At 67.9% G+C, this 24,508-nt stretch carries 20 protein-coding genes; 5 read left to right on the top strand and 15 right to left on the bottom strand.

Annotated elements, in window-relative coordinates; all coding sequences use genetic code 11:
• Positions 1 to 196: 196 nt before the first annotated feature.
• On the top strand, positions 197 to 1,750 hold the full coding sequence (locus ACWEWT_RS06600) for an AMP-binding protein (RefSeq protein ID WP_452556860.1): 1,554 nt from the start codon (positions 197 to 199) through the stop codon (positions 1,748 to 1,750).
• Between the two features lie 286 nt (positions 1,751 to 2,036).
• On the opposite strand, the gene ACWEWT_RS06595 is transcribed toward ACWEWT_RS06600, so the two are convergent.
• The 4 genes from ACWEWT_RS06595 to ACWEWT_RS06580 are packed head-to-tail and all read right to left on the bottom strand — an operon-like array spanning position 2,037 to position 5,925.
• Positions 2,037 to 3,305, bottom strand: coding sequence for an FAD-dependent oxidoreductase (locus tag ACWEWT_RS06595; protein ID WP_452556858.1), 1,269 nt, complete (start codon positions 3,303 to 3,305; stop codon positions 2,037 to 2,039).
• A gap of 12 nt (positions 3,306 to 3,317) precedes the next feature.
• Positions 3,318 to 3,944, bottom strand: a complete 627-nt coding sequence (locus ACWEWT_RS06590; RefSeq protein WP_452556856.1) for a maleylpyruvate isomerase family mycothiol-dependent enzyme — start codon at positions 3,942 to 3,944, stop codon at positions 3,318 to 3,320.
• Entirely contained in the window at positions 3,941 to 4,771 is an 831-nt protein-coding gene (locus ACWEWT_RS06585; protein WP_452556854.1) for a fumarylacetoacetate hydrolase family protein, read from the bottom strand. The genes ACWEWT_RS06590 and ACWEWT_RS06585 overlap by 4 nt, the downstream gene beginning before the upstream one ends.
• Positions 4,768 to 5,925: a cupin domain-containing protein gene (locus ACWEWT_RS06580; protein ID WP_452556852.1), complete on the bottom strand. Its 1,158-nt coding sequence runs from the start codon at positions 5,923 to 5,925 to the stop codon at positions 4,768 to 4,770. Before ACWEWT_RS06580 ends, ACWEWT_RS06585 begins: the two co-directional genes overlap by 4 nt.
• Positions 5,926 to 5,988: 63 nt before the next feature.
• On the opposite strand from ACWEWT_RS06580, the gene ACWEWT_RS06575 reads away from it, so the two are divergent.
• Entirely contained in the window at positions 5,989 to 6,768 is a 780-nt protein-coding gene (locus ACWEWT_RS06575; RefSeq protein WP_452556850.1) for an IclR family transcriptional regulator, read from the top strand.
• 72 nt (positions 6,769 to 6,840) lie between these two features.
• On the opposite strand, the gene ACWEWT_RS06570 is transcribed toward ACWEWT_RS06575, so the two are convergent.
• The 3 genes from ACWEWT_RS06570 to ACWEWT_RS06560 form a co-directional block, all read right to left on the bottom strand.
• Positions 6,841 to 8,169 carry a DUF2252 domain-containing protein gene (locus tag ACWEWT_RS06570; protein WP_452556848.1) on the bottom strand — a complete coding sequence of 443 codons (1,329 nt, stop codon included), beginning with the start codon at positions 8,167 to 8,169 and terminating at the stop codon, positions 6,841 to 6,843.
• Between the two features lie 259 nt (positions 8,170 to 8,428).
• Positions 8,429 to 9,244 carry a Mut7-C RNAse domain-containing protein gene (locus tag ACWEWT_RS06565; protein ID WP_452556846.1) on the bottom strand — a complete coding sequence of 272 codons (816 nt, stop codon included), beginning with the start codon at positions 9,242 to 9,244 and terminating at the stop codon, positions 8,429 to 8,431.
• A gap of 129 nt (positions 9,245 to 9,373) precedes the next feature.
• On the bottom strand, positions 9,374 to 10,357 hold the full coding sequence (locus tag ACWEWT_RS06560) for an alpha/beta hydrolase (protein ID WP_452556844.1): 984 nt from the start codon (positions 10,355 to 10,357) through the stop codon (positions 9,374 to 9,376).
• Positions 10,358 to 11,048: 691 nt separating this feature from the next.
• Between ACWEWT_RS06560 and ACWEWT_RS06555 the strand changes: the two genes are divergently transcribed.
• On the top strand, positions 11,049 to 11,666 hold the full coding sequence (locus ACWEWT_RS06555) for a uracil-DNA glycosylase (RefSeq protein WP_452556842.1): 618 nt from the start codon (positions 11,049 to 11,051) through the stop codon (positions 11,664 to 11,666).
• Between the two features lie 26 nt (positions 11,667 to 11,692).
• Here ACWEWT_RS06555 and ACWEWT_RS06550 read toward each other — a convergent pair whose 3' ends face one another.
• Together ACWEWT_RS06550 and ACWEWT_RS06545 are read right to left on the bottom strand one after the other, a co-directional pair.
• The gene (locus ACWEWT_RS06550; protein WP_452556840.1) at positions 11,693 to 13,066 is read right to left on the bottom strand and encodes an alpha/beta hydrolase-fold protein; all 1,374 of its coding nucleotides are present in this window, start codon (positions 13,064 to 13,066) and stop codon (positions 11,693 to 11,695) included.
• A 273-nt stretch (positions 13,067 to 13,339) separates the two neighbouring features.
• Entirely contained in the window at positions 13,340 to 14,428 is a 1,089-nt protein-coding gene (locus ACWEWT_RS06545) for a YncE family protein (RefSeq protein ID WP_452556838.1), read from the bottom strand.
• A 245-nt stretch (positions 14,429 to 14,673) separates the two neighbouring features.
• Here ACWEWT_RS06545 and ACWEWT_RS06540 point away from each other — a divergent pair, with 245 nt between their 5' ends.
• Both ACWEWT_RS06540 and ACWEWT_RS06535 read left to right on the top strand, forming a co-directional pair.
• Positions 14,674 to 15,282 carry an ABC transporter ATP-binding protein gene (locus ACWEWT_RS06540; RefSeq protein ID WP_452556836.1) on the top strand — a complete coding sequence of 203 codons (609 nt, stop codon included), beginning with the start codon at positions 14,674 to 14,676 and terminating at the stop codon, positions 15,280 to 15,282.
• Positions 15,279 to 16,127, top strand: coding sequence for a hypothetical protein (locus ACWEWT_RS06535; protein WP_452556834.1), 849 nt, complete (start codon positions 15,279 to 15,281; stop codon positions 16,125 to 16,127). Before ACWEWT_RS06540 ends, ACWEWT_RS06535 begins: the two co-directional genes overlap by 4 nt.
• Positions 16,128 to 16,179: 52 nt before the next feature.
• On the opposite strand, the gene ACWEWT_RS06530 is transcribed toward ACWEWT_RS06535, so the two are convergent.
• The 6 genes from ACWEWT_RS06530 to ACWEWT_RS06505 all read right to left on the bottom strand — a co-directional run bounded on the left by ACWEWT_RS06530 (position 16,180) and on the right by ACWEWT_RS06505 (position 24,058).
• A complete protein-coding gene (locus ACWEWT_RS06530; RefSeq protein WP_452556832.1) occupies positions 16,180 to 18,189 on the bottom strand; it encodes a polyprenyl synthetase family protein in 2,010 nt (669 codons plus the stop codon).
• A 159-nt stretch (positions 18,190 to 18,348) separates the two neighbouring features.
• Positions 18,349 to 19,704, bottom strand: a complete 1,356-nt coding sequence (locus ACWEWT_RS06525) for an LLM class flavin-dependent oxidoreductase (protein ID WP_452556830.1) — start codon at positions 19,702 to 19,704, stop codon at positions 18,349 to 18,351.
• Complete coding sequence (locus tag ACWEWT_RS06520; RefSeq protein WP_452557692.1) at positions 19,701 to 20,948, bottom strand: MFS transporter; 1,248 nt, start codon at positions 20,946 to 20,948, stop codon at positions 19,701 to 19,703. Before ACWEWT_RS06520 ends, ACWEWT_RS06525 begins: the two co-directional genes overlap by 4 nt.
• A gap of 261 nt (positions 20,949 to 21,209) precedes the next feature.
• Positions 21,210 to 21,689: a hypothetical protein gene (locus ACWEWT_RS06515; RefSeq protein ID WP_452556828.1), complete on the bottom strand. Its 480-nt coding sequence runs from the start codon at positions 21,687 to 21,689 to the stop codon at positions 21,210 to 21,212.
• 35 nt (positions 21,690 to 21,724) lie between these two features.
• Entirely contained in the window at positions 21,725 to 22,201 is a 477-nt protein-coding gene (locus tag ACWEWT_RS06510; RefSeq protein ID WP_452556826.1) for a GreA/GreB family elongation factor, read from the bottom strand.
• A gap of 336 nt (positions 22,202 to 22,537) precedes the next feature.
• Positions 22,538 to 24,058, bottom strand: coding sequence for a PucR family transcriptional regulator (locus tag ACWEWT_RS06505; RefSeq protein WP_452556824.1), 1,521 nt, complete (start codon positions 24,056 to 24,058; stop codon positions 22,538 to 22,540).
• Between the last annotated feature and the right edge of the window lie 450 nt (positions 24,059 to 24,508).

Genomic DNA, 24,508 nt, shown 5'->3' with positions numbered 1-24,508 from the left:
GAAACGCCCCGGGCATCGAGGTTCCGACCGTTCTCGCTCAGCGTGACGGCCGCCTCGGATACTCCTCGTCCGCTCCGCGGAGAGACCGCCGCAAGAATTCCGGCCCGCCGGGCCGGGTTCGGGGGAGACAATCGTCGGACCGCCGGAAGGTCCGCGGAATCGTCTCCGGGCGTACGCAAGATCTCCTAGGAGGACCATGTTCGTCCCGCTCACCGTCCCCGATTTCCTCGACCGCGCCGAAACCGTGTACGGCGACCGGATCGGTATCGTCGACGAACCCGTCCAGCCCGCGCCCGGCCGCGGCGCAGCGACCTATTCCGAAGTGGCCGACCTCGCCCGTAGACAGGCCGCCCGCCTCGACGAACTCGGTATCGACCCCGGCGACCGGGTCGCGATCGTCAGCCATAATTCGAGCCGGTTGCTGACCTCTTTCTTCGGGGTGAGCGGATGGGGCCGGGTACTGGTCCCGATCAACTTCCGCCTGCGCCCCGACGAGGTGCGCTACATCGTGGCGGATTCCGGTGCCCGTGTGCTGTACGTCGATCCGGAACTCGCGGACTCGCTCGCCGAGATCGACTGCGAGCACACGTTCGTTCTGGGCTCCGACACCGACCTCTACGCCACGCCGGGTTCGGTGCCGCGGTCGTGGCAACCGGACGAATCCGCTACCGCCACTATCAACTACACCTCCGGCACCACTGCGCGCCCGAAAGGCGTACAGATCACCCACCGCAATATCTGGGTCAACGCGGTCACCTTCGGCCTACACGCCACGATCAGTGATCGCGACGTCTACCTGCACACCCTGCCGATGTTCCACGCCAACGGCTGGGGTATGCCGTTCGCGATGACCGGTGTCGGCGCCCGGCACATCGTGCTGCGCAAGATCGACGGCGCCGAGATCCTGCGCCGGGTCCGCGATCACGGTGTCACGGTGATGTGCGCGGCTCCGGCCGTCGCCGCCGCGGTTCTGGAGGCCGCGCAGACCTGGGAGGGCGAGATCCCCGGACGCGACCGGGTCCGGATCATCATGGCGGGTGCCCCGCCGCCCACGAAAACCGTCGCCCGCGTGGAGCGGGAACTGGGCTGGGAGTTCATTCAGATCTACGGCCTGACCGAAACCTCCCCGCTGTTGACCGTCAACCGCTCGCGGGCGGAATGGGACGACCTCGAACCGGAGGACAGGGCAGCCGAACTGACCCGTGCGGGCGCCCCGGCACTCGGTGTCCGGTTGCGGGTCGAGGAATCCGAAGCGGGCGCGGGGGAAGTGCTGGCCCGATCCAACGTGGTGATGGAAGGCTATTGGGGGCGGCCCGAGGAAAGCGAACAGGCGCTGGCCGACGGTTGGTTCCACACCGGCGACGGTGGTGTGGTGGGCGACGACGGCTACCTGACCATCGCCGATCGGAAGAAGGACGTGATCATCACCGGTGGCGAGAACGTCTCCTCGATCGAGGTCGAGGACTGCCTGTTCTCCCATCCCGCGGTGGCGGAGGTGGCGGTGATCGCGGTGCCGAGTGAGAAGTGGGGCGAAACGATCAAGGCGCTGGTGGTACTGAGTCCGGGTATCGACGCGAGCAACGCCACCGAATCGGAACTGATCGCCTGGTGCAAACAGCGGCTGGCGGGTTACAAGGCGCCGACGTCGGTCGAGTTCCGGGAAGAACTGGCGCGGACGGCGACCGGCAAACTACAGAAGTTCAAACTGCGCGCACCGTACTGGGGCGGGCGGGGGCGCCAGGTGAACTGATATCTGGGCCGGCCACGTGGTGGCGGGTCGATCCCGACCGGCGCGGGCTCCGAGCTGGACTACGCCACCACTACACGCCACGGGATTTCGGCGGTATCCAGCGCATCTCGCAATTCCGCCCGGGCGGCTCCGGAAGGATGACGTGATCGATATCGGCCAGTGTCACACCGCCGTGGATCCGGGCTTCGGCGAATTGCCGCTGCCGGAACGTTTCGCCGGTGTATCGAATATCGTTGCGGCCGGCCGTCTCGCCGGCCTACTTCGAACATGCGCTCCGGGTAGCTCGCTACGGGACGAACGAGTCCGCCGAACCGGATGCCACCCGTTCGGCCGAGGCGAGCGGAATCGGTTCGAACATCGCGGGTTCGTCCTCGGGAAACAGCGCGGTCGGGCCGTAGACCCAATCGGTGAACGAGTAGTCGGCGACCTCCCGCTCCCGCAACAGGACATTGCGCTGTGCCCGCCGGATCCCGTCGAGATGCCACAGTTCACCCCACACGCGTGCGGTCAGGACCACCCGGCGGCAGTGTTCCGGCCGGACCGCTTCGTAGGCCGCGAGCGCACCCGTCCAGTCCACCGCACCGTCCCGGCCCCGTAACCGCCGCACGTGTTCGGCGAGCACCCATCCGTCCTCGATCGCCATGATCGCGCCCTGCGCCATGTACTGCAGCGGCGGATGGGCCGCGTCGCCGAGCAGGGCGATCCGGCCATCGACCCAAGTGTCGATGGGATCGCGGTCGTACATGCGCCACCATTTGTCCCGCCACATATGCGGTAGCCGCCGCTGGACGAAATCGCAGGTCTCGGCGAAGGCACTGTCGAGTTCGTCGGGTGTGCCCCAGTCGTCGAGACCGGCACGCGCCTTCGGGGATTCGAATACCGCGACCTGATTGAGCAGGTCCCCGCCGCGCAGCCCGTAGTGTACGAAATGGCACCGCGGCCCCACGTAGACGACCACTTCGGACAGGTCCACCGGACGGTCGACCTCCGTGATCGGCACGGTACCGCGGTAGGCGACATACGCCGAGGAAACCGGCTGGTCGTCGACGAAGAGGGTGCGGGCGACCGAGTGCAGTCCGTCGGCCGCGATCACGATATTCGCCGTGTGGACGGTCCCGGCCTGCGTTGTCGCGCTCGCCGCACCGGCGGCCTGCGCGTACGACACCACCCGCTGCTCGGTGAGCAGTTCGACGCCGGCGTCGCGGCACGCCCGGAGGAACAGCGAATGCAGATCGCTGCGATGGATCACCAGATAGGGGAAGCCGTATTCGCGTTCGAGATCCCGCAGATCGAGTGCGGTCAGCTCGCTCCCGTCGACCGCGTCCCGCATCACCATCCGGTCGGGTACGACCCCACGGGCTTTCACTTCGTCCAGCAGTCCGTAGTCGTCGAGGATGCGGGTGCAGTTCGGCGCGAGCTGGATTCCCGCGCCCACCTCGCCGAATTCTTTCGCCTGCTCGAGGACCCGCACCTGCATGCCGATCCGCGCGAGTGCGAAAGCGGTGCTCAGCCCGCCGATTCCGCCGCCGACGATGACGACGTCAGGGGTGCTCACGTGGCAGCTCCTCTACAGCCAGGCGCCGAGGTCGGGAACACCGGCGAGGGTATGGGGGCGACCGGCGAGATAGGCGGTCACCTCGGGCAGCGGGCCGTCGGGTACGGTATCGAGCCCGCGCTTGGCCCGGATATCGGCCGCGAGCGCGGTCAGGAAATCGTGGGGGAGATCCGCGAACGTGGTGCCCGTGCCGAGATCGATCGTATGGACACACACCTCGCGCGCCCGCAGCCACGGGATCTCCGTGGCCGGGACGGTCCGGCCCTGCGCGGTGACGACCTCGGCGCGCCACTGCTCGCCGGTCAGGGCATGCACGGCGGCGCCCAGCGTGTGCACCGACGCGTTCAGCCACGCCACCAGGTCGGGGGCGGGCAGCCGTGCGCCGGCGTCGATATCGGCGGTGCGCCGGTCCGCCGAGGAATACATCGGCGTATGTTCACCTGTCCGGGCCCAGTGCACCAGATTTCCGAGCGCGTCCGCGTTCGCGGCGATATGCGCCACCAGATGTTTACGCGTCCAGCCGGGGAGCGAGCTCGGCGCCGACATCGTCTGTTCGTCGAGCAGCGCGACCTGGGTGACGAACGATCCGGTGCCGTGCTCGACCCATTTCAGGGAATCGGCGTGCGTCCGACCGGTCACGACGCTTTCACGACCTTGTTGGTGCAAGCCCCCAGCCCGGCGATCCGGGTGACGACGGTTTCGCCGCCGACCAGATAGACCTTCGGATCGCGCGCGTGGCCGACCCCGGCCGGGGTCCCGGTGGCGATCAGATCGCCCGGGTTCAGCCGGATCACGGTCGATACATACTGCACCAGACCGACGGGGTCGAACAGCAGTGTGCCCGTATCGTCGTGCTGCATGACGGCGCCGTCGACCAGTGTCTCCACCTCGAGCGCCGGCCGTACGCCGCCGACTTCGTCGGGCGTCACGACATAGGGCCCGACCGGGGTGGAGGAATCCCAGATCTTGCCCTGTGTCCATTCGATGGTGCGGAACTGCCAGTCCCGCACCGACACATCGTTCATCACCGTGAAACCCGCGATGGCGTCCGCGGCCTCTGCCTCGGTGGCCCGGCGGACGGGTTTCCCGACCACGACCACCAGCTCGACTTCCCAGTCCAGCGCGTCGGTCTCGGCGGGTTTCACGATCGGATCGTTCGCGCCGATGAGGCTGTCCGCGAACTTCGGGAAGAGCGTCGGGTAGCCGGGAAGTTCGCGCCCCATCTCCTTGATGTGGTTTGTGTAGTTGTGACCGACGCAGATCACCTTCGACGGGTTCGGGACGACGGCGGCGAAGTCGGCGCCGGCGGCCGGCCAGGTGACACCGGCGGCGTTCGCGGCGACGGTGGCCCAGTCGTCCTGGGCGAACAGCGCGCCGAGGTCGTCGTAGCCGAGATCGACCAGGGTGTCACCGTCGAGGCGGACCGCGCGGGTGCCGCCGTCGACGCGCAGGGTGGCGAGTTTCATCGGATGGTCTCCTGACGGTTGAGCTGCAAGGCCTCGAACACGGGGGCGTCCGAGAAACGGAAGAGATCGAATGCGCCGGAATCGGAATCGGAGGAACCGGCTTCGGATCTGGCGGAGAACGGCTCCCACGACGGGACCACGAACAGGTCGCCGCGCGTCACCGACCAGGACCTGTCACCCACGGTCACCGTGCCGGAACCGTCGAACACCTGGTACACCGACGACCCGGTCTCGCGGGCCGGTGCTGTTTCCGCCCCGCGCGCGATCCGGCGGAACTCCGCGCGGATGGTCGGCAGCACATCGGTGCCGTTGTGCGGGTTCGAGAACCGCACCGCCGCGTGCCCGGGTTCGACCGTGCCGCCGTGGCCCTCCTTCTCCAGCAGCAGTTGATCGTTCAGCGCGGCGTCGGTGTGCTCCCACTTGTAGGCCAGCAGCGGTGACCCCGGCGCGACCTCACCCACCGACAGCGGACGCAGCCCCGGATGGCCCCACAACCGCTCGGAGCGCGATCGGACCGGTGTTATCCGCTCCGCCGCGCTGATCTCCGCCCGCCCGAACTGGAAGAACTGCGATTCCATGACGTACTGGAACGGAATATCCAGCCCGTCGATCCAGGCCATCGGCTCCGATGTCGCATTGTGGTGCGCATGCCAGTTCCAGCCGGCCTGCGGCAGGAAATCACCGCGCCGCATCGGAACGGCGTCACCGTCGGTTGTATCGCCGGTACCGCCGACCACGGTCCACACCCCCGAGCCCTCGACAACGAACCGGAAGGCGTGCTGGGTATGGCGGTGCTCCGGGGCGTCCTCGCCGGGCATCAGGTACTGGATCGCCGCCCACAGGGTCGGGGTGGCGAACGGCCGTCCGCCGAGGGCCGGGTTCGCCAGCGCGATCGCCCGCCGCTCCCCGCCACGGCCGACCGGCACGATATCGCCCGCCTTCGCCGCGAGTCGCAGCAGCTTCTCCCACCGCCAGACATGCGGTACCGCACACGAGCGCGGCCGGTCCGGCATGAGGTCGCCGATCTCGGTCCACAGCGGAACGAGCAGTTCCTGCTCGAAGCCGCGGTACAGCTCCTCGAGGGCCGGGGTCACCTGCGGCTGGTCCGGCGCGGCGACCGCCCGCAAGCGGACAGGGGTGTCACTCGTGGTCATGTGGTCTACAGTGGCCCTCGTCGACCCAGCAGAACACAAGATTCTGGAGAGCAGAACCACGCCATGGCCGTCGCCGCGCAGAAGAACCCACCCGCCTATATCGTGACCAGCGCTGATCACGCGCTCCGGGCCGCCGTCATGCTGCAGCTGGAGGGCGGTCTGACGGTGAGCGAGATCGCCGGACGGTTGGGGGTGGCGCGGTCGACGGCCCATCGGCTGTTGCAGACGCTGGTCTACCGGGACTTCGCCGTGCAGGACGAACAGCGGGTCTACCACCCGGGGCCGGTGCTCGAACTGGCCACCCATTCGCAATCGCGGACGTCACGGCTGCGGGCGGCGACACTGCCGCATCTGCAACGACTCGTCGACCTGGTGGGGGAGTCCGCGAACCTGACGATACGGACCGGGGATATCACCCGCTTCATCGCCAGCGTCGAATGCCGCCAGGCGTTGCGGGTGGGATCGCGCGAGGGGATGGTGTTCCCGGCCCACCGCACCACCGCGGGTCTGGTATTGCTGGCCGACCTCGACCCGGCCGAGTTGGACGAGCTCTACGACGAGCGCAGGTTCGCCGAGCGGCCCGACGAACGACCGGACCTGCCGAGCCTGCGGGCTCAGCTCGGCCGGGTGCGCCGGGCCGGGTTCGCCCTCAACAACGGGTTGTCCGAGCGCGGCGTGGTGGCGGTCGGCGTTCCGGTCCGCGATGTGGACGGGACAGCACTGGCCGGGCTGTCGGTCTCGATGCCCTCGGTCCGCTACGACCGGCACCGGTTACCGGCTCTCGTCGCCACCCTCCACCGCGCCGCCGGCGCGATCGAAGCGGGTCGCGGCGGCGACCGGTGAGCCGTGCCGCTGTCCGAGCGGTCCCGGCATCCGCACCCGCCACCACGGCGGTGGCCGATGCGTCGGCGCCGATCAGCCGAGCCCGGGAATCGCGCCGTTGCGGAAGGCATCGACGAAAAGCTCATGGTCGGCGCGGGTGCGGTGGGCGTAGGACCGGCCGAAATCCACCATATCGCGGATGAATTCTTCCTCGGCGCCGCCGATGGCCGCCGTGATCGCCTCCTCGCTCTGGAAATCGACCAGTGTCTGATCGGAGTCGGCGTCGGAGACACAATGCATACCCGCGGTCGCCTGGCCGAGATATTCGATCACCGGTCGCATTTCGTCCGGTTCGGTGAGATCGGACCAGTCGAGGTCGCTCACATAGGGGGAGAGCTCGGAGACGATATAACCGTCCCCGCCGAGCTCGGTGTAAGCGAGCCAGGGGTCGGCATGGGCCTGCAGGGCGCGCTGGGATACGGCGGTGCGGTGCCCGTGGTGCCGGAAATAGTCGCGGATCCGCTCGTCCCGCACGATTCGGCTGGGCGCGGCGATATTCCCCTGTTTCATGGACAGGATCACATCGTTCTCGAGTGCCTCGGTCTGCCCCTCCACAAGGACGTTGTACGCGGGCAACCCCGCCGATCCGATCCCGAACCCTTTGCGGCCGACGATATCTTTCACCTGGTAGGTGATGCTCCGGAACCGTTTGTGCTCCGGGATGGTCTCCAGATACCGGGTGAAGGCATCCAGCACCAGATCGCGTTCCGCGCCGTCCACCGCGCGGACACCCTTGCCGGGCCGGAAGCGGCGTTCGTAGTCCTCGACCATCGTGGTGCTCGCCAACAGGGCGGTGCGGGTGTTCATCCGGGCATCGAGCAGCACATCGTGTACCGGGCCCGTGGTGTTCCGTAGGTGCAGTTCGAAGTCCTGCTCGTGCTGGGTGCCGTCGCGAAAGGCGCGCACCATACGCACATAGGCGCGCACATATGTCGCTGTCAATGTCTCGATATCGGCATCGGAGACGGCCTTGCGACGGGCCAGCAGCGCCACACTGGCGCAGAAACGCTTGATATCCCAGGTGAATGCGCCCAGATATGCCTCGTCGAAATCATTGACGTCGAAAACGAATTGTCCGGCGGAATCCATATAGGTGCCGAAATTCTCCGCATGCAGATCGCCCTGGATCCAGATCCTGCTGGTGCGCTCATCGGCCCACCGATCCTCGGTGGCGGCCATATCGCTGTAGAACAGGCAGGCGGATCCGCGATAGAAAGCGAAGGGATTATCGGCCATCTTGCGGAACTTCTTGCGGAACGCGTCCGGGTCGTCAGCGATCATCTCGCCGAAGGCGTCGGCGAAGACCTCGATGATCTCGTCCCTGCGATCGTGCGCACTGTCCTGGCTGATTCCGCTGTCCATACCCACGATCTCGGGCCGGTCCTCTCGTCACGACGCTGTTGCCACCGCCGTGGCCCCGGGCGACGACGACATACTCGATCGTGCCAGAACCACACCCGAGGTGCTCGTCTGTCTCACCTCAGCGCAGCTCGACCTCCACTGCTGCCGATAGGGCCCGTATCCACGGAAGATCGGCTGCCGGGCCGGGTCCACACGGCGCGCAAGGGAGCGATTCGGCCTCGATCGACAGGGCGGACGCGGTGTGTCCGGCGAATACCGCTCACTTCGGCGCCGGTGTGGTTCGCGACGGAGTCGCCCGCCGGATCTCCGACGTGATCCGGTCGACGAGGTCGTCGAGGCGGTGCTGATGGGTGCCCGCCCAATAGATCCGGTCGCAGCCGGTGCAACGGCGGAAGGTGTCGTGATATCGGCGGGTCAGCGGCGGCAGCCGGTCGATGATGTCGGCCTCGGGCACGTCCGCCAAGAGTGCGCCGCACCGGAGACAGCGGGTCAGCGGGGCGAGCCGGTTCGACAGGTCCAGTCGATCGATCACCTCCACGACCTGGTCGACCGGGAGATCGGCACGGACGAACAGGCCGTGGGTGACGATTCGGCGGGCGAGCAGGCCGCGGTCTCTGGTGAGCAGGATGCGGTGATCGCTCAGGGAGATATCGGCGAGTCGCGCGTCGCCGGCGTCGAATTCGCAGCGTACGTCGAGGCCCATCAGTCGCAGCAACCGGGCGGCGCCACCGAGATTGACATCGACGAGCAGGCGCGGTTCGCGGAGCGGACGCGGTCGCACCAGGGTCAGGGCGGCGATATCGAGGCTTTCGAATACGGGGTAGACGGCAAGCCTGTCGCCCGGACCGGGACGGTGCCCGAAGCCGACGGATTCTCCGTTCACCAGGAGCAGGTCGATCTCGGTGTGCGGGATACCGGCTGCCTCGACGATATCCTTCACGGTCTGATGCGTTCGCACCGGCCGCCGCAGCACGCAGAACCGGGACCGCGGCGGCAGGAAGTCGTTCAGTTCCGCGTATACCCGTAATTCGAGGCTGTCGCGTCGTTCGGTGCTGCCCTCGGTATGCGTGTCCATGATCGAACTCCAGGCCGGTACCACTCCACTCGAAACCCTGCGCGAACTCGTAGTTTACTCTCGGTGTCCGGCAGTGTCCGGCAGTGTCCGGCAGTGTCCGGTGGTCCGCGGACGGCCCGGTGCGTACCGTCAGTGCGCCCCCAGCGCGTCCAGGATCATCGGGCGGGCGGTGGCCAGTGCCCGCCCCCAGTAGGGCCAGGTGTGGGTGCCGTCGACGATATCGACGCGGGCCGGGATACCCAGGGCCGCGACCCGATCGCGGAAGATCCGAGTGCCTACCGCCGCTGTTGCCTCCAGACCCATGGCGTTCACCGTGTTGCCGACTCCGTACGGCACATCGGGAGCGCCCGGGTTGCCGTTGCCCGCCGAGACGTACATCGGCAGTCCGCGCAGTAGTTCGGCCTGGACGGTCGGATCGTTGCGGCTCCAGGCGGGGTCCCCGGCCGGGCCCCACATATCGTCCACGTTGAACCGGCCCTCGTCCCACATCGCGGCGCGGATAGCTTCGTTCCAGAGCGGGAAGGTCGGATTCAGGAATCCGGAGAACGATCCGGCGAATCCGAACTGGTCGCGGTGATGCGCGGCCAGTGCCATGGCCGCCCCGCCGCCCATGGAGGCACCCACGATGGCCTTGTTGGTGCGCGATACCCCGTATCCGGCCAGGAAATCGGGCAACTCACCGGTGAGGAAGGTCTCCCATTTGTAGGTGTTCGCCTGACCGTTGGTGCCACTGGGCCGGTACCAATCGGTGTAGAAACTGGAGCGGCCGCCGACCGGGAAGACCAGTGTGACGTTGTCACCGGCGAACTGCCGCAGCGCGTCGGTATCGCTGGTCCACTGATTGTGATCCTGCGGTGCGCGGAGGCCGTCGAGTACGTAGAGTGCCGCACTCCCGCCGCGCGCCGCCCACTGCACCTGGATCTTGATCGGTCCCATACCGGACGGCACGAAGAGTTCCTCGTACCCACCCGCCGGGGACCGCAGCACCGGAGTGCCGGGCGGCGCAGCACTGACCACGGCCCCGCCCACACAGGTGGTCAGCACCATCGACGCAACAATCGCAGCGAGTCGCCTCAGCCGCCTCCGCACCACCCGCCGACGCTTCGCGCGCACCGGTACTCCTTCTCGGTCTCGGATATCGGTCGGGTGAGCACGCTACCGAAGCAACCCGGATTCGCCCGCGCGCCGCACAGGCATTCCTCGAAATTTCCGCTTCCGCGGGACCTACGGCCTTCCGAAGCGTCCGCCTCGTACAACCGAGGCTCCGCGAAGGAGCGGACTCACGGTATTCGGTCGGCCCGCCGAATCCGTATCGACCAGCATTGCGGTGACGTGGCGCCGGTACCGACGGCGAGACGGGTGGCATCGGTCGCTTCGCGCGGGCGGCAGGGGATCCACCATGGCGGATCCGGGAGATCCGGCATCGCTGTTCTGCCGTTCGGTGCCACCGAGAGCGCTTCGTTCTCTAGGCTGACCGGCGGGTGTCCCGATCGGGGCTCGTGGAAGATCGGAGAACACTGTGGCGCTTCGTGACTGGATCCCGCGGGTGTCGGATGCCGCGCGGAGTACTGCCGGACGTGTCACCGGTCTCGCGTCGAGTGCGCGCCGGAGTGCACGGGCGCGGATCGAGCGGTTCGGCGAACGCGGTGCGGACCCGACCAGCCGGCTCATCCCGGACGAGCCGTCGATACCTGTCCCCGCGGACCTGTCCGAATCCGGCTCCGCACCAGACCTTTTTCCGGTGGCGGCCGAGGCCGTGCCACGCGATGCGGTAGAGGATCGGCCCCGGTTGATTCCACGGCGAATGCGTGATCCGGAATACCGGCGCACCCAATATGCGCAGATCTACGATTCCCATATCGAGCCGATCAACCGGCTCGTCGACCGGTTGCGCGAGGAATCGGGTGCGTGGGTGCCCCATGTCGCGCCGATCTACGGCGGCACCGGTGCCCGCGTCCTGGCTGTTTTCCGGGACCCGGGGCCGACGACGCAGCAGGACTCCGGTAGTGGGATGCTCTCGCTGGAGAACGACGACCCCTCCGCCGAACGTCATCTCGGGCTCGTCGAGAATTCGGGACTGGCGGCCACGGATCTGATCTCCTGGAATGCCTATCCCTGGTATATCAACCGCACACCCACCGGTGTGGAAATCGACCGTGGCGCCGAGGCGATGCAGCGGTTGATCGAGTTGCTGCCCGAACTCGTCGTTGTCGTCGTGCACGGTAAGGATGCGCAGACGGCGTGGCGGCGGTTCGTGCGCAGCGGCCGTTCGGCCGGTCGGCAACTGGACGTGGTGACCACCTATCACACCAGTCGCCAGGCGTTCCGGACATCCGATCCGGACGAGCGTGCGAGGCGGGAGAAGAAGCTCGTCGACGACTACGCGCGGGTAGCCGCGCTGCTCGCGGACGCGCCGCGGTAGGCCGATGCCGCGGGTACACCGGATGATCACGCAGCCCCCGGCATCGGACTCGTGGAAGACAGCACGGCCGCCGGCCGCAGCCGGGCGAGGATGCCGTCCAGGTCGAGGGTGAACATCTCGGGCCGGAAGACGTGACCGCCGGGCACCTCGTGCCATTCGTGCGGGATGCCGGCGTCGCGCAGGCGGGCGCGGAATTCGCGCTGGCCGGCCAGTACCTGGGTCTCGTTCACGCTGTCGAACCAGTTGATCGGATCCGGACTGGTGCCGGCGACCAGGAAGATCCTCTTGTTCCGGTAGCTGTCGATCCGCTCGACCGGATTGTCGGCGCTGACCCTGGCCTGGTTCCAGAACGGTGCGCCGTAGACCGTGCCGCCGGCCAGGTCCGATACCGCCGAGGACAGGTTCGCCCAATGGACGACCAGGCCGAAATCGCGCCGAAGACTCGCCGGGCCGGAATGGCTGCTGACCGAGGCGAAGTGGCCGTAGTACTTGGCTGTGTACTTCAGCGCACCGAAGCCACCCATCGAGAATCCGCCGACCGCACGGCCGTCGTATTCGGCGTACGTTCGGAAATTGGCCTCGATCCAGGGGAGCAGCTGGGCGATATGGAACGTCTCCCAGTTGCGCGGGCCGACGAACGAGCTGACCGGATTGGAGTACCAGCCCGCGTGCCCGCCGTCGGGCATCACGACGATGATCGGTCTCCCGGCGGTCAGGTCGCGGATGCCCAGATAGTCGAACTGGCGGAAATCCTCACCGCCACCGTGGAACAGGTAGAGGACGGGGTAGGTCAGCCCACTGGTGGTGTAGTCGTCGGGGAGTAGAACGTTGACTCCGGGATTCCAGCCGATCGCACTGGTCTGGAACCGGTAGTACCACATACGCGGGTCGTTCTCGTTGCGGTCCACGATCGACAGTCCGAACCCGTCGCTGCGCCCGGCGAATACGGCCAGCACCTGCCCGGCGCAGATTGCGCCGGGTTCGGCGATATCGTCGACGGTGGTGATCAGTGGGGCGAACGAGGGGTCACCGTAGAAGCGAACTGCCAGGTCCGGCAGCGTATCCCCCGCGCGGACCCGATATCTCGTGAGATCGGGGACGATCAGTTGTTGCCCGATATCGATGCCGCCGGGGTCGGTGATCCCGCTGGCGGCGGCGATCAGCGGGGAAAGCGCGGGGTCTCCGTAGAAGTGAGAGGACAACGCCGGCAGCGTATCTCCGGCGTGGACCACGTATCTGGTGAAGTCGGGGACGATCAGTTGTTGCCCGATATCGATGCGATCGGGGGCGGAGATCCCGCTGGCGGTGGCGATGAGCCGGTGTAGTTGTGCGTCGCCGTAGAAGCGCAGCGCCAGATCCGGCAAGGTTTCCCCGGTGACGACGATATGTGTTCTGACCATGCCGTTCACCCCATCGATAGCAGATGGCTCTAGTGTCCAACGCCGGGAATTCGTTGTCCAGTACTCCTGGGGCACAGGATGGTGTGGGCGAAAAACGTTGTGGAAACGCGACCGTTCCACACGACTTTCGACGCATGCCACCGGTCCGGATCCGGTGCCGCGAACAGCGGATCGGGTTCCCGGCGTTCGTGCGCCCGCCCGTCCGGTGCGAAGTCGTCCATCATCGGTGACTGTGGCCCGGGCGAACGAAGCCGCGGGGTGGCCCGCTCGCCGCTATTCGGGCGCGAGGACCTCCACGGCCCGGGAGAACTCGCACTGTGTCACATAGATTTCGTGGGTCGCGCTGTCCACGGCGACCCCCCAGGTGCATCGGCCTCCGGTAGGCGTCTTCGCCACGATGCGGGAAGCGCTGACCGTACGTGTCCGCGTATCGATCATCGTGACGCTGCCGAACGACGCGGAGGTGAGGTAGGCGGTGTGCGCGGGGGCATCCACCGCCACCGCGAACGAAGGTTCCCGTTCCAGCGAGATATCGCCGACCGTATGGGTCGCCATATCGATGAACGACACTCTCTTCCCGGTGAAGTCGGTGACGAAGGCCGTGCGCGTCCCGGAATCGATGGCGATTCCGCGCGGTTCGCCGCCGACCGCGATCGTGGTGGTCACCGCCGCCGTGGCCGGGTCGACGATCGATACGTTCTTTCCATTGGCGACCCATATCCGATGATCCGTGGGGTCGACGGCCAGTGCGTTGGGTTCATCGTCGACCGGAATCGTGGACACAGCGGTCCGGCTGCGGGTGTCGATCGCTGTGATGGTCCGGTAGTAGCGGTTGGCCACGTAGACGGTGTGGCGATCGGAATCGACTGCGACGGCGCTGGGGTCGCTCTTGTCCGCGACAGGGATACGAGCTGTCTCGGTGCTGCTCGCGGGGTCGAGGATCGACAGCGTTCCCACCGAGCTCTCATCGATGAGATACACCAGGTGCGTCGACTCGTCGACGGCGATCGACTGGTGTCCTTTGACGAACACATCGTCGACTTCGACGGTGGCGGTCACCGCCGCGGAGCGGGTGTCGATGACCGAGACCGTGTGGTCACCGTTGGCGATATAGGCCCGTTGCAGGGCGGAGTCGACGGCGACGCTGCGCGGGCCCTCACCGACCTGCACGGTCACCCGGCTGCGATACGGCCCTACGCCGACATCCTCGAACATCCGGTTGGTCGCCGGATCCGTGGTCGTGGGAACAGTGGTGGTGGTCGGAGAAACATGGGTAGGCACCGAGGGCGCACAGCTGCTGGTCGCGACCGCGACGATCGCCGCAAGACAGATCCCCCCAGCGCGTCTCGAAGTGATTCGCACTTGCCGGAAGGTATCACTCGTGCCGCGCGCGGCGCCACACTCGAACGGTCCCTGGTCGCGGTGGAACCTTCCGGAGGCCCGGCTCGAACCCACGAAACACGCCGACGGCGACCTGTGGCGGTCGCGCGCAGGGCCTCCGCGAAGCCAGGGGAGCCGCGAATCAGGCGTTACGGCACCGGTTTTCGACTCGGCTTGCTAGCATCCGAACCGATATCGGCCACTGCACCGGCGGCGGACAAGGGGCGATGATGGAAGTGGAGAACGTCCACCACTCGTACGGCAGGAGGTCGGTGCTACGTGGCGTACACATCACGCTGCCCGCGGGGGCGCTGGTGGGCATCGTCGGTGAGAACGGGGTCGGGAAGTCGACGCTGTTGAAGGTCCTCTCCGGGGCCCTGCGACCGGACCGGGGAACCATCCGGCACCGTGGGCGATTCGGTTACTGCCCGCAGCAGGTGGTGCTCAACGATGCCTTCACCGTCCGCCAGCACCTGGATTTCTTCGCCGCGGCCTATTCCGTTCCGGATCTGCGCCGGGCCGAGGAGACCATGGCGATCCTCCGGTTCGCCGAATACGCCGACGAGCGGGTCGCGACACTGAGCGGCGGTACCCGGCAGAAGCTCAATCTGACGTTGGCGGTGATGCACGACCCGCAGGTGCTGCTGCTCGACGAGCCCTATCAGGGCTTCGATTGGGAGACGTATCTGCGCTTCTGGGATCTGGTCACCGAGTTCCGTGACACCGGCGGGTCGGTGCTGATCGTCTCGCATCTGGCCCACGACACCGACCGGCTGGACCAGGTGTGGCGGTTGCACGAGGGGGTCCTGCGAGACAGACAGGAGAAGCTCGGATGAGCAACGGTGTCCGACTGTTCCTGATCGCCACTCGCTTCGGTCTCGTCGAGCACGCGCGCAACCGGTTCGCCATGCTGCTGGTGGCCGTTTTCGTTCCTGTCCTGATCACCCTGGCGCGGGTGGCCGTCACCGATATCGAGGTGCCGTTCCGGCTGCGGGACAGCGGTCTCGTGCTGCGTGCCGACGGTAACGAGCTGGCCCAGCTCAGTGCGGCCCTGATGGTGGTCTCGTTGATCGTCGGATTCATGATGTTCGCGGCGACGTTCAGCAGTGGCGCATTCGACCGCCGACTGTCCATGGCCGGATATCCCCGGGTCGCGCTGGGTACGGCGAAGATCGCCTGCCTGGTGTCGGCCTCGCTGGTGGTCTGTACGTACGCCACCGCGATCATCTGCTGTTATTGGTCGCCGCGGCAGCCGGTGCTGCTCGCTGCGGCGCTGTTCGGTGCGGCGATGACCTACGGGGCGCTGGGTGTCGCGCTCGGTGCGCTGCTGCGCCGTGAGGTGGAGGGGATGTTCGCCATCGCGATGATCAGCTGTGTCGATATGGCCGTACAGAATCCCATCGCCAGCGCCGGGGCGGACAGTGATCTCGTGCGCTGGCTGCCCTCTTACGGGGCGATGCAGGCGTCGACCGCGGCCGGTTTCTCCGATGCCACACCGTTCGCGGGCTTCGCCGTGCAACTGACCTGGTTCGTCGCCAGCGCCCTCGTCGGACTGGTCGCCTTCCATCTGCGCACCCGCTCGTCTCTTCGGCCCATGCTCCGGATGCGAATCTCCGGACCACGCCTGCGCGGATCTCGTATCCCGGAAGCGACGAAAGCCGGACAGCCGGTGGAGCAGTGAGAACGTGTCCCGCCCGATCGCCGTGGCGGCTCGGGCGGGACTGCCGACTGTATTACAACGCGGTGGCAGCCGGTTCGTCCGCCCGGTAGTAGATCTCACGGCGCAAACGCTCCAGATCCGGTGCCGGAGTGGCGGAGGTCTGCTCGTACCGATCGCTCTCGCGTCCCCACAGCGCGACATTCGTGATGTTCGCGTACATCTGCGCGTAGTCTTTCCGTTTGCCCGGCAGGCCGGGAAGTACGCGGATGAGCCCGGGGATATAGCGGATCACCGCCTCGAGCTGGGCGCGATACTCGGCCACTTGGCGCTGTACTTGCTCGACCGCCGCGCGCCGGGTGCAGCCGGACTCCTGCCGGACCGCCCGCACCAAGTTGTAGGGCACCCGGTCTGCCTCGTCCTGATCCAACCCCACCAGATCGTTCTCCACGAAGGTCACCCAGAAGGCGAGCTCCTCGAAGCGGCGGATCACCGGGTGGTTGCGCAGTTTCGCCGGCAGCTCTCCGTCCTGGTACACCTCGATACAGGCGAGAGCGACTTCGATTCCGCTGGTCGCGATCCGCAGCGGCAGATAGTCGGCCGTGCCGGGAACGTAGCCGTCGATGCGATGGTGCGCTTCACGTTCGGCTGCCTCGAACCAATCCTCGAGGCCGTCGAGGAACCGCTCCTGCCAGCGGGCGGTCCGGCCCTCGCGCAGCCGTGGCCACAGACTCTCCCAGGCCGCGGGGATCGCGCCGGGCCGGGCGGGCGTCTCCGGATCCCGGCGCACCATCGCGACCATGCCCCGCCGCAGCGCGGTGACGGCCGCCGGGTCCGTCAGCCGCGGATCCTCGAAGAGGTCGTCCAGTACGAGGGTCAGTACGGCCATACCGTAGGTCGTCTGTTCCCGTGCCGTACTCGCGGCCGGGGTCAAGGTCTGTGCCGGGAGCTGGATCGCTCCTGTCCACCGGTGGTAGTCGGCCTCGGCGGGTGTGCGGGCGAGTCCGGTGTCCACCAGCCAGTTCCGCAACCATGATGCGACATGCGGCGGGAGCCCCGCTTCGCGGGACCGGGGCGGTTGCGCCGCGGGCAGGGCCGCCGCCGGCCCCGGAGTCCGCCGGTCGAGGATGGATCGGGTGTAGTCGAGCATCGCGTGGCGGATACGGGGGTCGACGGACACCGCGGTGAGCCGGTCGGCGGCCCGGTCCATGAATTCACCGGCCGTCGTTCGTGCTTCCTCCACGGCGCCGGAAGCGACGACGAGTGCATGGGCCCGCGCGGCTTGTTCACGCGTCATCGCTCTGCGGAGCAGCCGGGTGAGGTCGGCGTCGCGGGCGGCGGCCCGGATCACCGGAAGTGTGTAGATACCGTCGGGCAGATCCGCGTTGACGGGCTTACCCATCTCTTCGGCGGTCGAGGTCAGATCGAGGATATCGTCGTAGAGCTGGTAGGCCATCCCGAAGTGCCGGCCGAACAGGGCCAGCGCCTCTTCGGCGTCCTCGGCGCGGCCGGCCTGCATCGCGCCCACCCGGCAGGCCAGCGACAGTACCGCCGCCGTCTTACCCTCGATCGAGTCCAGGTAGGACTGCTCGCTCCGCGAGGTCACGTAGAGGTCGGCGGCCTCGATCACCATGCCCGCGCACATCTGCTCACCGGCGATCGCTCCCGCGAGAACCTCCCGCCGGCCGAGCTCGGCCAGCATCCGAACGCTCGTGAGCATCATGGAGTCCCCGCCGAGGACCGCCATATGCGAACCCCACACCACATTGGCGCTGGGCCGCCCACGCCGCGCGTACGCGTGATCGACGACGTCGTCGTGGTAGAGCGAGCCCAGATGCAGCAACTCGACGGCAGCGGCGGCGCGCACCACCCGGTCGCCGGCCGGGATCGAGGGATCGGTGAGCAGGTAGTACGACAGCAGGGTGAGCGTGGGCCGGACCAGACGGCGCGCGGTATCCGGTCCCTGGTCCGTGAGCGCGGTCAGATCCGGTCGGCCCTCCAACCGGACGGGTCCGAGAACATCACGGACACGATCCAGGTCCGCTTCCAGATGTGGGAAGACAGCGGAATCGATTCCACGTGGCATGAGGGCACTCCTGACTGGTTGCAGCGGTCATCGGAAACACCATCGATCAGTGGAATTCGACACCATGAATGCGCGGAAGGTGTTGGTATCGGCGAAGTTCGATGAATCTGCTGGTTCAGCGGAGCGGAGTCGCCGGGCCGAGGCGGGCGGGCGCGGCAGTTACCTCCGGTACGCCGCGCCCGGGTGGCCGGCGGCCAGTAACGGACCGTCACCCCCCAACTTCTCGCGCAGGGTGGTGTTCTCGGTCGTCTCGGGAACCCGGCCGCGGCGGCGCAGCTCCGGCACCACGAGCCGGGAGAAATCGGCGAAGGTTCCCGGTGTGGTCACGTAGGCGATATTGAAACCGTCGATATCGGCCTCGTCGACCCAGCGTTCGAGTTCGTCGGCGACCTCCGCGGGCGATCCGGCGACGACCGGACCACGGCCGCCTATGCCGAGTGAGGTGGCGAGTTCCCGTGGGGTCCAGGTGCGGGTCGGGTCCGAGGTGAAGGAGGTCAGTGCCGACCGGTTCGCGTCTGTTTCCACGTGGCGCAACGGCTCGTCCGGGTCGGCCCGGGACAGATCCACTCCCGTCCATCCGCCGAACAGGGCGAGCGCCCCGTCGACGCTCACGAACTGTTCGTAGGAGCGCAGGTCGGCCAGCGCCCGCTCCCGGGTCTCGGCGACGATCGGGGTGAGCATGGTGAACACCTTGATCGACCGGGGATCGCGGCCGAGTTCGGCCGCCGCCTCGCGCAGCGCCCGCACCGGCCGCCGCACCACGTCTGGATTCGGGCCGGAGACGAACACCGCTTCCGCGTGCGCGGCGGCGAACCGCACACCACGCGGGGACGTTCCGGCCTGGAACAACGTCGGGGTGCGCTGTGGTGACGGTTCGCACAGGAACGGTCCCGGGACCGTGAAATAGCGGCCCTCGTGCCCGATATCGTGCACCTTCGCCGGGTCGGTGAAGAAGCCGCGGCGCGGGTCCCGCTGCACCGCATCGTGTTCCCAGGACGATTCCCACAGTTTGTAGCAGACCTCGAGGTACTCCTCGGCGATCTCGTAGCGTTCGTCGTGCGGAATCTGATCGCCCAGTCCCAGATTCCGCGCGGCACTGGCCAGATACGACGTGACGATATTCCACGCGACCCGCCCGCCGGTGAGATGGTCGAGTGTGGTGAGCCGCCGGGCGAGCGCATACGGCTGCTCGTAGGTCAGCGATATCGTGACCCCGAAGCCCAGGCGTTCGGTGACCGCGGCCATCGCCGAGACCGCCAGGGTCGGATCGTTCACGGGGAATTGCGCGGCATCGCGGACCGCGGCATCGCGGGAGCCGCCGTACACGTCGTAGGTGCCGAGCACATCGGCAAGGAAGAGGGCGTCGAAGCCGCCTTCCTCGAGCAGGCGGGCCAGGCCGGTCCAGTAGCCGAGGTCGTGGTAGCGGTGTCCCTGGTCGGCCGGATGCTTCCACAGTCCCGGCGATTGATGGCCTACGCAGGCCATATCGAAGGCGTTGAGATATATACGTGTCATCGGACCTCGCCGAGATCGTCGCGGTAGGTTTCGCGGGCCGCCGCGGCCGCGAGCGCGGTGAGCGCGGACAGGACGACGAAGTAGCCGACGATGAGCCACGGCCGCCCACCACCGGCGACCAGCAGCGCGGCCGCGATGAGCGGGGCGAACCCACCGGACAGCACCGCCCCGATGTGATAGCCGAGCGAGGTACCGCTGTAGCGGACCCGGGTGTCGAACAGTTCCGCGAACCAGGCGGCCTGCGGTCCGTACATCGCGTCGTGCAGGACGTTGACACCGAAGACGATCGCCAGGACTATGGCGATCTCCGAACCGCTGTCCACTGCCAGGAAGAACAGGACGAGGGCGAGCGGCCCGCCGAGGGCGCCGAGCAGGTAGAGCGGCCGGCGTCCGACCCGGTCCGACAGCTTCGACCACAGCGGAGTGCTGAGCAATCCGAGTGCCGAGGCGATCAGCACGGCCACCAAACCCACCTGGCCGTCCTCGTCGAATTCGTCCTGGAGATAGGTCAGGGAATAGGTGGTCAGCAGGACGAACAGGCCGACCCGGGAGAGTCGTAAACCGGTGGTCAGCACTACGTTCCGAGGCTGGGTGCGGAGCACCTCGACGACGGGGAGTCGTGCCAGCTCGTCCCGTTCACGTAACCGGTCGAATATCCGCGCATCGGTCAGCCGCAGCCGGATCAGCAATCCGATCACCACCAGTACGACGCTGAGCAGGAACGGGATCCGCCATGCCCCGTCCAGGAATGCCTGTTCGCCGGCTGCGGCGCGCACGATGTAGAAGACCCCGGTGGCCAGCAGCATTCCGGCCGGCGAGCCGAGCTGCGTGAAGCTGCCGTACCATCCGCGCTTTCCGGCCGGCGCGTGTTCGACCGACAGCAGCGCCGCACCACCCCATTCCGCGCCGACCGCGAGACCCTGCAGCACCCGCAGTGTCGCCAGCAGCGCGGGGGCCGCGAGTCCGACCTGCGCGTAGGTCGGCAGGACACCGATCGCGATGGTCGCGGCGCCCATCAGCAGCAATGCCCCCACCAGCACCGTCTTCCGGCCGATCCGGTCGCCGAGATGTCCCGCGATGATCGCGCCCACCGGTCGGGCACCGAACCCGGCGGCGTAGGTGGCGAAGGTGGCCAGGGTGCCCGCGGTGGCGGAGATGTTCGGGAAGAAGAGCGGTTTGAACACCAGTGCGGCGGCCGTCGCGTAGAGGTAGAAGTCGTACCACTCGATGGTGGTGCCGATCATGCTGCCGAACGCCACGGTCCGCGGGGTCGGCCGAGCGCTCGGCGCGGCCTCCGGATTGCCGAACGCGATACTCACCGGCGCGAAACCAGCGGTCGAACGCGCTGGGGCACAGCCTTCTTCTCGCCGTGATCACAATCCGACCGGCCTGCTGATCGCCTACCGCGTGCGCGCCCGGGCGCCGGGCAGCGGGTGCGAGCTCTTCCGGCGCCGGAGCAGACGCCGGCGGTTACCGCGGCGCGGTCGATTCGCGGCGCGAACCCCTCACCGGCGGAACAACGACGGTGCGTATGCCCCGGGCCGGGCCCCGGGTACCAGGACGGTCGTATGCCATCGGTCTTCCTCCCACATATGTTCCGGGAGGGGCCGGTGTGCGCGGTGGTCGACGGGCGCGGCCAAGGCGATCACCAGCGTGGTGCGTTCGATCAGGCGACGCCGTCTGCGGGTCATCGGACCGGAGACCTCCAGCACCCCCGGTCCGGGACCTATCGTCGTGGGAACGCCGACCTCCAGTGGCTCTTCTTTCCAGGTGGCGGGGTGGGCGGGGCGCCGGGCGAGATAGGTGCGCGGCGCGCTCTCGGTGCCGAACGTGAGAGCGGCCAGCACCCGGTCGGCGCGGGGGAGACCGAAGAGATCCCAGAATCCGGCGGACAGCCAGGAGTGGATCGGCAGCGCGATCGTCCGCTCGTCCCGGATGATCACGGGGGAGTCGATATTCAGCAGGGTGATCTCGCTCGTGGACACACGCATTCCCGGGCTCGATCGTTCGCCCGTGGTCATCATACGCCGGGAGGGACGCCGGCGGCCGTGCGACCGTAGGGAACCGCCTCGAGCAGGGTCACCCGGAACTCGGTGCCGTTCGGTACGCGGTACGTGCGCTGTTCGCCGCGGCGTGCTCCGGTGAGCGCGGCGCCGAGGGGCGAGTCCGGGGAGTAGACCTCGAGCGGGCCCTGTTCGCCGTCGCGGCTGCCGAGCAGGAACGTTTCCGTATCGCCGGTGGCGTCGTAGCTCACGGTGAGCACCATTCCGGGTTCGGCGATGCCGTCGTCCGGTGGGTCCTGCCCGAATACGGCGTTGCTCAGCAGGTCCCGGATATGCGCGATCCGCGCCAGTCGCTGGTGCCGGACGGCCACCCGATCGTCGGAGTCGGAGAGTTCGGCGTGCCCGCCGGTATCGGCGGCGAGCAGGTCGGCGAGCTCGGCGCGGAGCTGATCGTGGGCATCCGGTGTCAGCCAGATGGGTGCGCTGGTGGTCATATCTGTCCTACAGGGTTCGATCGGAAAAGTGATACGGCCGCCGGGGCGGCGGAAGGAGGAGGAACGCCGCCCCGACGGCAGAACTCCGTGGAGCCGGGAACTGACGACACCGACTCCACGGATGGGAAAATGGTCGACGACTCAGCCGGGTGCCGGGCTCTCCACTCGATACCGATCCACTCGTTCGCGGTCGAGCCGACTCGTTGTGCGCGCCATGCTCACCTCCACTGTCGAACGACGGCCTGTCACAGCCATGATGACTCGGACGGAGGCGATGCGCATGTCCGAACGGCACAGTTTCGATAGTGCGAGTTGTTCGATCACCACAATGGATGGTCAGTTGTCCTCGAAGGCGGCCAGATCGATCGTCATGGCCAGCCGCGTGCGGGCATCGTCGAGTGCGAGCACGGTCAGCTCGCGCATCTTCCGCAATCGATTGCGCACGGTATTGGGATGGACACCGAGCCGGGCGGCGGCCCCGACCGGGTCACCCTGTGCGTCCAGCCAGGCGCGCAGGGTCGCGACATAGTCCGTGGCGTGCTCGCTGTCGTATCGGCGCAAGTCCGCGACCGGCCCGCGCGCCGGTATCCGGCCGGCCCGCGCCGCCGTCCGCAACCGCTGCAGCAGGATCTCGCCCCAGGATTCGTCGTAGGCGGGAGATTCGATATCCGTCGTGCCCTGTTCGCGCAGCGCCAGGCATTCGTCGGCTTCCTGCCGGGAGGCGGGTAGATCGGTCGCCGACGCCGGCCCGCCGATACCGGCCGACAGCGTCACCCGGGCGGGGAGTGCCGCCCGCAACGACGCCACCCAATCCCGCGCCGCCCCGACCTGCTCGCCGGGCAGGATCGTGTAGACGGTGTTGTCCGACAGCGCGCTGCGACCCGGACGCGACCAGCCGAAACCGAAGGTGGCCTGCTCGAACGCGAGCAGTAACCCGGCATGCCTTTCCGTCGCCGCCCGAGCCCGGACCGCGACGACCCGCAACGGTGCCGGTGCCAGCCCGAGCCGGCCGGCCACCGTCGCGGCATCGGGACTGCCCTCCAGCAGACGGATCACCAGATCGGACTCCACCTGCCGTTCCAGATCCGCGCTCGCCCGCGACCGGAGCAGATGCAGAGCCACCGTCCGGGCGCCGGCGGCCAGGGCGGCGCACCGCGCGCTCGGTAACGGCACGGCGCACGCCACCCATACCGAACCCAGCAGCTCCCGGCCCACACGCACCGCGACCACCATCCGGCCGTCGAATCCGTGCTCGGGGCCGGGTTCGACGAAGAGGGGTTCGTCGGAATTCGCCAGATGCGCGAAAACGCCGCGAGATTCCAGCGATTCCCGCAGCGCGGCGGGTTGCTGCCGGTGCAGCACTGTTTCCGACAGCGCGCGGTCGGCTCCGCGTTGCGACGCGGAGTGGGCCATCACGCGCGCGAGCGGATCCTCTATCGTCACCGCCCCGTCGACGGCGGCCGCCAGGCTGTCCGCCAGGGCGAAAAGGTCCGTCGGGCCCCGCCCCGAGGCGGTTTCCCGGCCCTCCAGTACCAGCCCGTACACGACTCCGGCGAGTTGGCTCCACGACACCGCGGGATCCACCACCAGCACCGCGACGCCGTCGTCGGCCTCGGCCGCACGTCCGGCGTCGCCGCGCACCAGTACGGCGACCGCTTTCGCCGCGCGGGCCGCGCTCACCGCTTCGGGTACGGAGCCGGCGCCCACGGCGAGGAAGATATCGCCGGTCGCTTCCTCCGCGCCGGTCGCGTCGAACATCGCGACACTGCGGATCACGGTCGCGCGCGATACCGGGTTGCTGTGCAACCGCACTCCGTATCCGCCCAATACGTTCACGAGATGGTCCAACCGCACCATCGACGACTCCTGTTCATCCTGGTCCAGCCACCGTAGCCGCCGGCGCACGGCGATTCGCCCAGGAGAGTCTCAGCGGCACCCCCCGGAGCCGCTCGTGCGGGATTCCGCTCTCCGGCGCGCACCGGAGCCGGCCGCGTCGCCGGTCCGCGCGACTGTGTCCCGGCGTCCGGTCACCTGCCATATCCTCCGATCGTGGGGAATACGCCGTGAAGCCGGCGTCGCGCTCCACGAAACCTCCTACCCCGGCGACGGATCGCTTCCCGCGCCCGCCGGTCGTGGATACAGCTACGCGGAAGATGTGCTGGTCGATGTCACCGACCGCACCCCGCCGGGTGTGTACGGTGCGGCCGGGGCGATGGTGTCCTCGACAACCGATCCGGCAGCGTATGCGTCCGCGCTGGGGCGGGTCCCGAGGCCGCCGATTCGCCGGCCTGCCACTGATAATCGCGA

The sequence above is a fragment of the Nocardia sp. NPDC003963 genome (assembly GCF_053605105.1).
The sequence above is the reverse complement of the archived record's forward strand: the minus strand, read 5'-3'. Positions and strand labels throughout refer to the sequence as shown.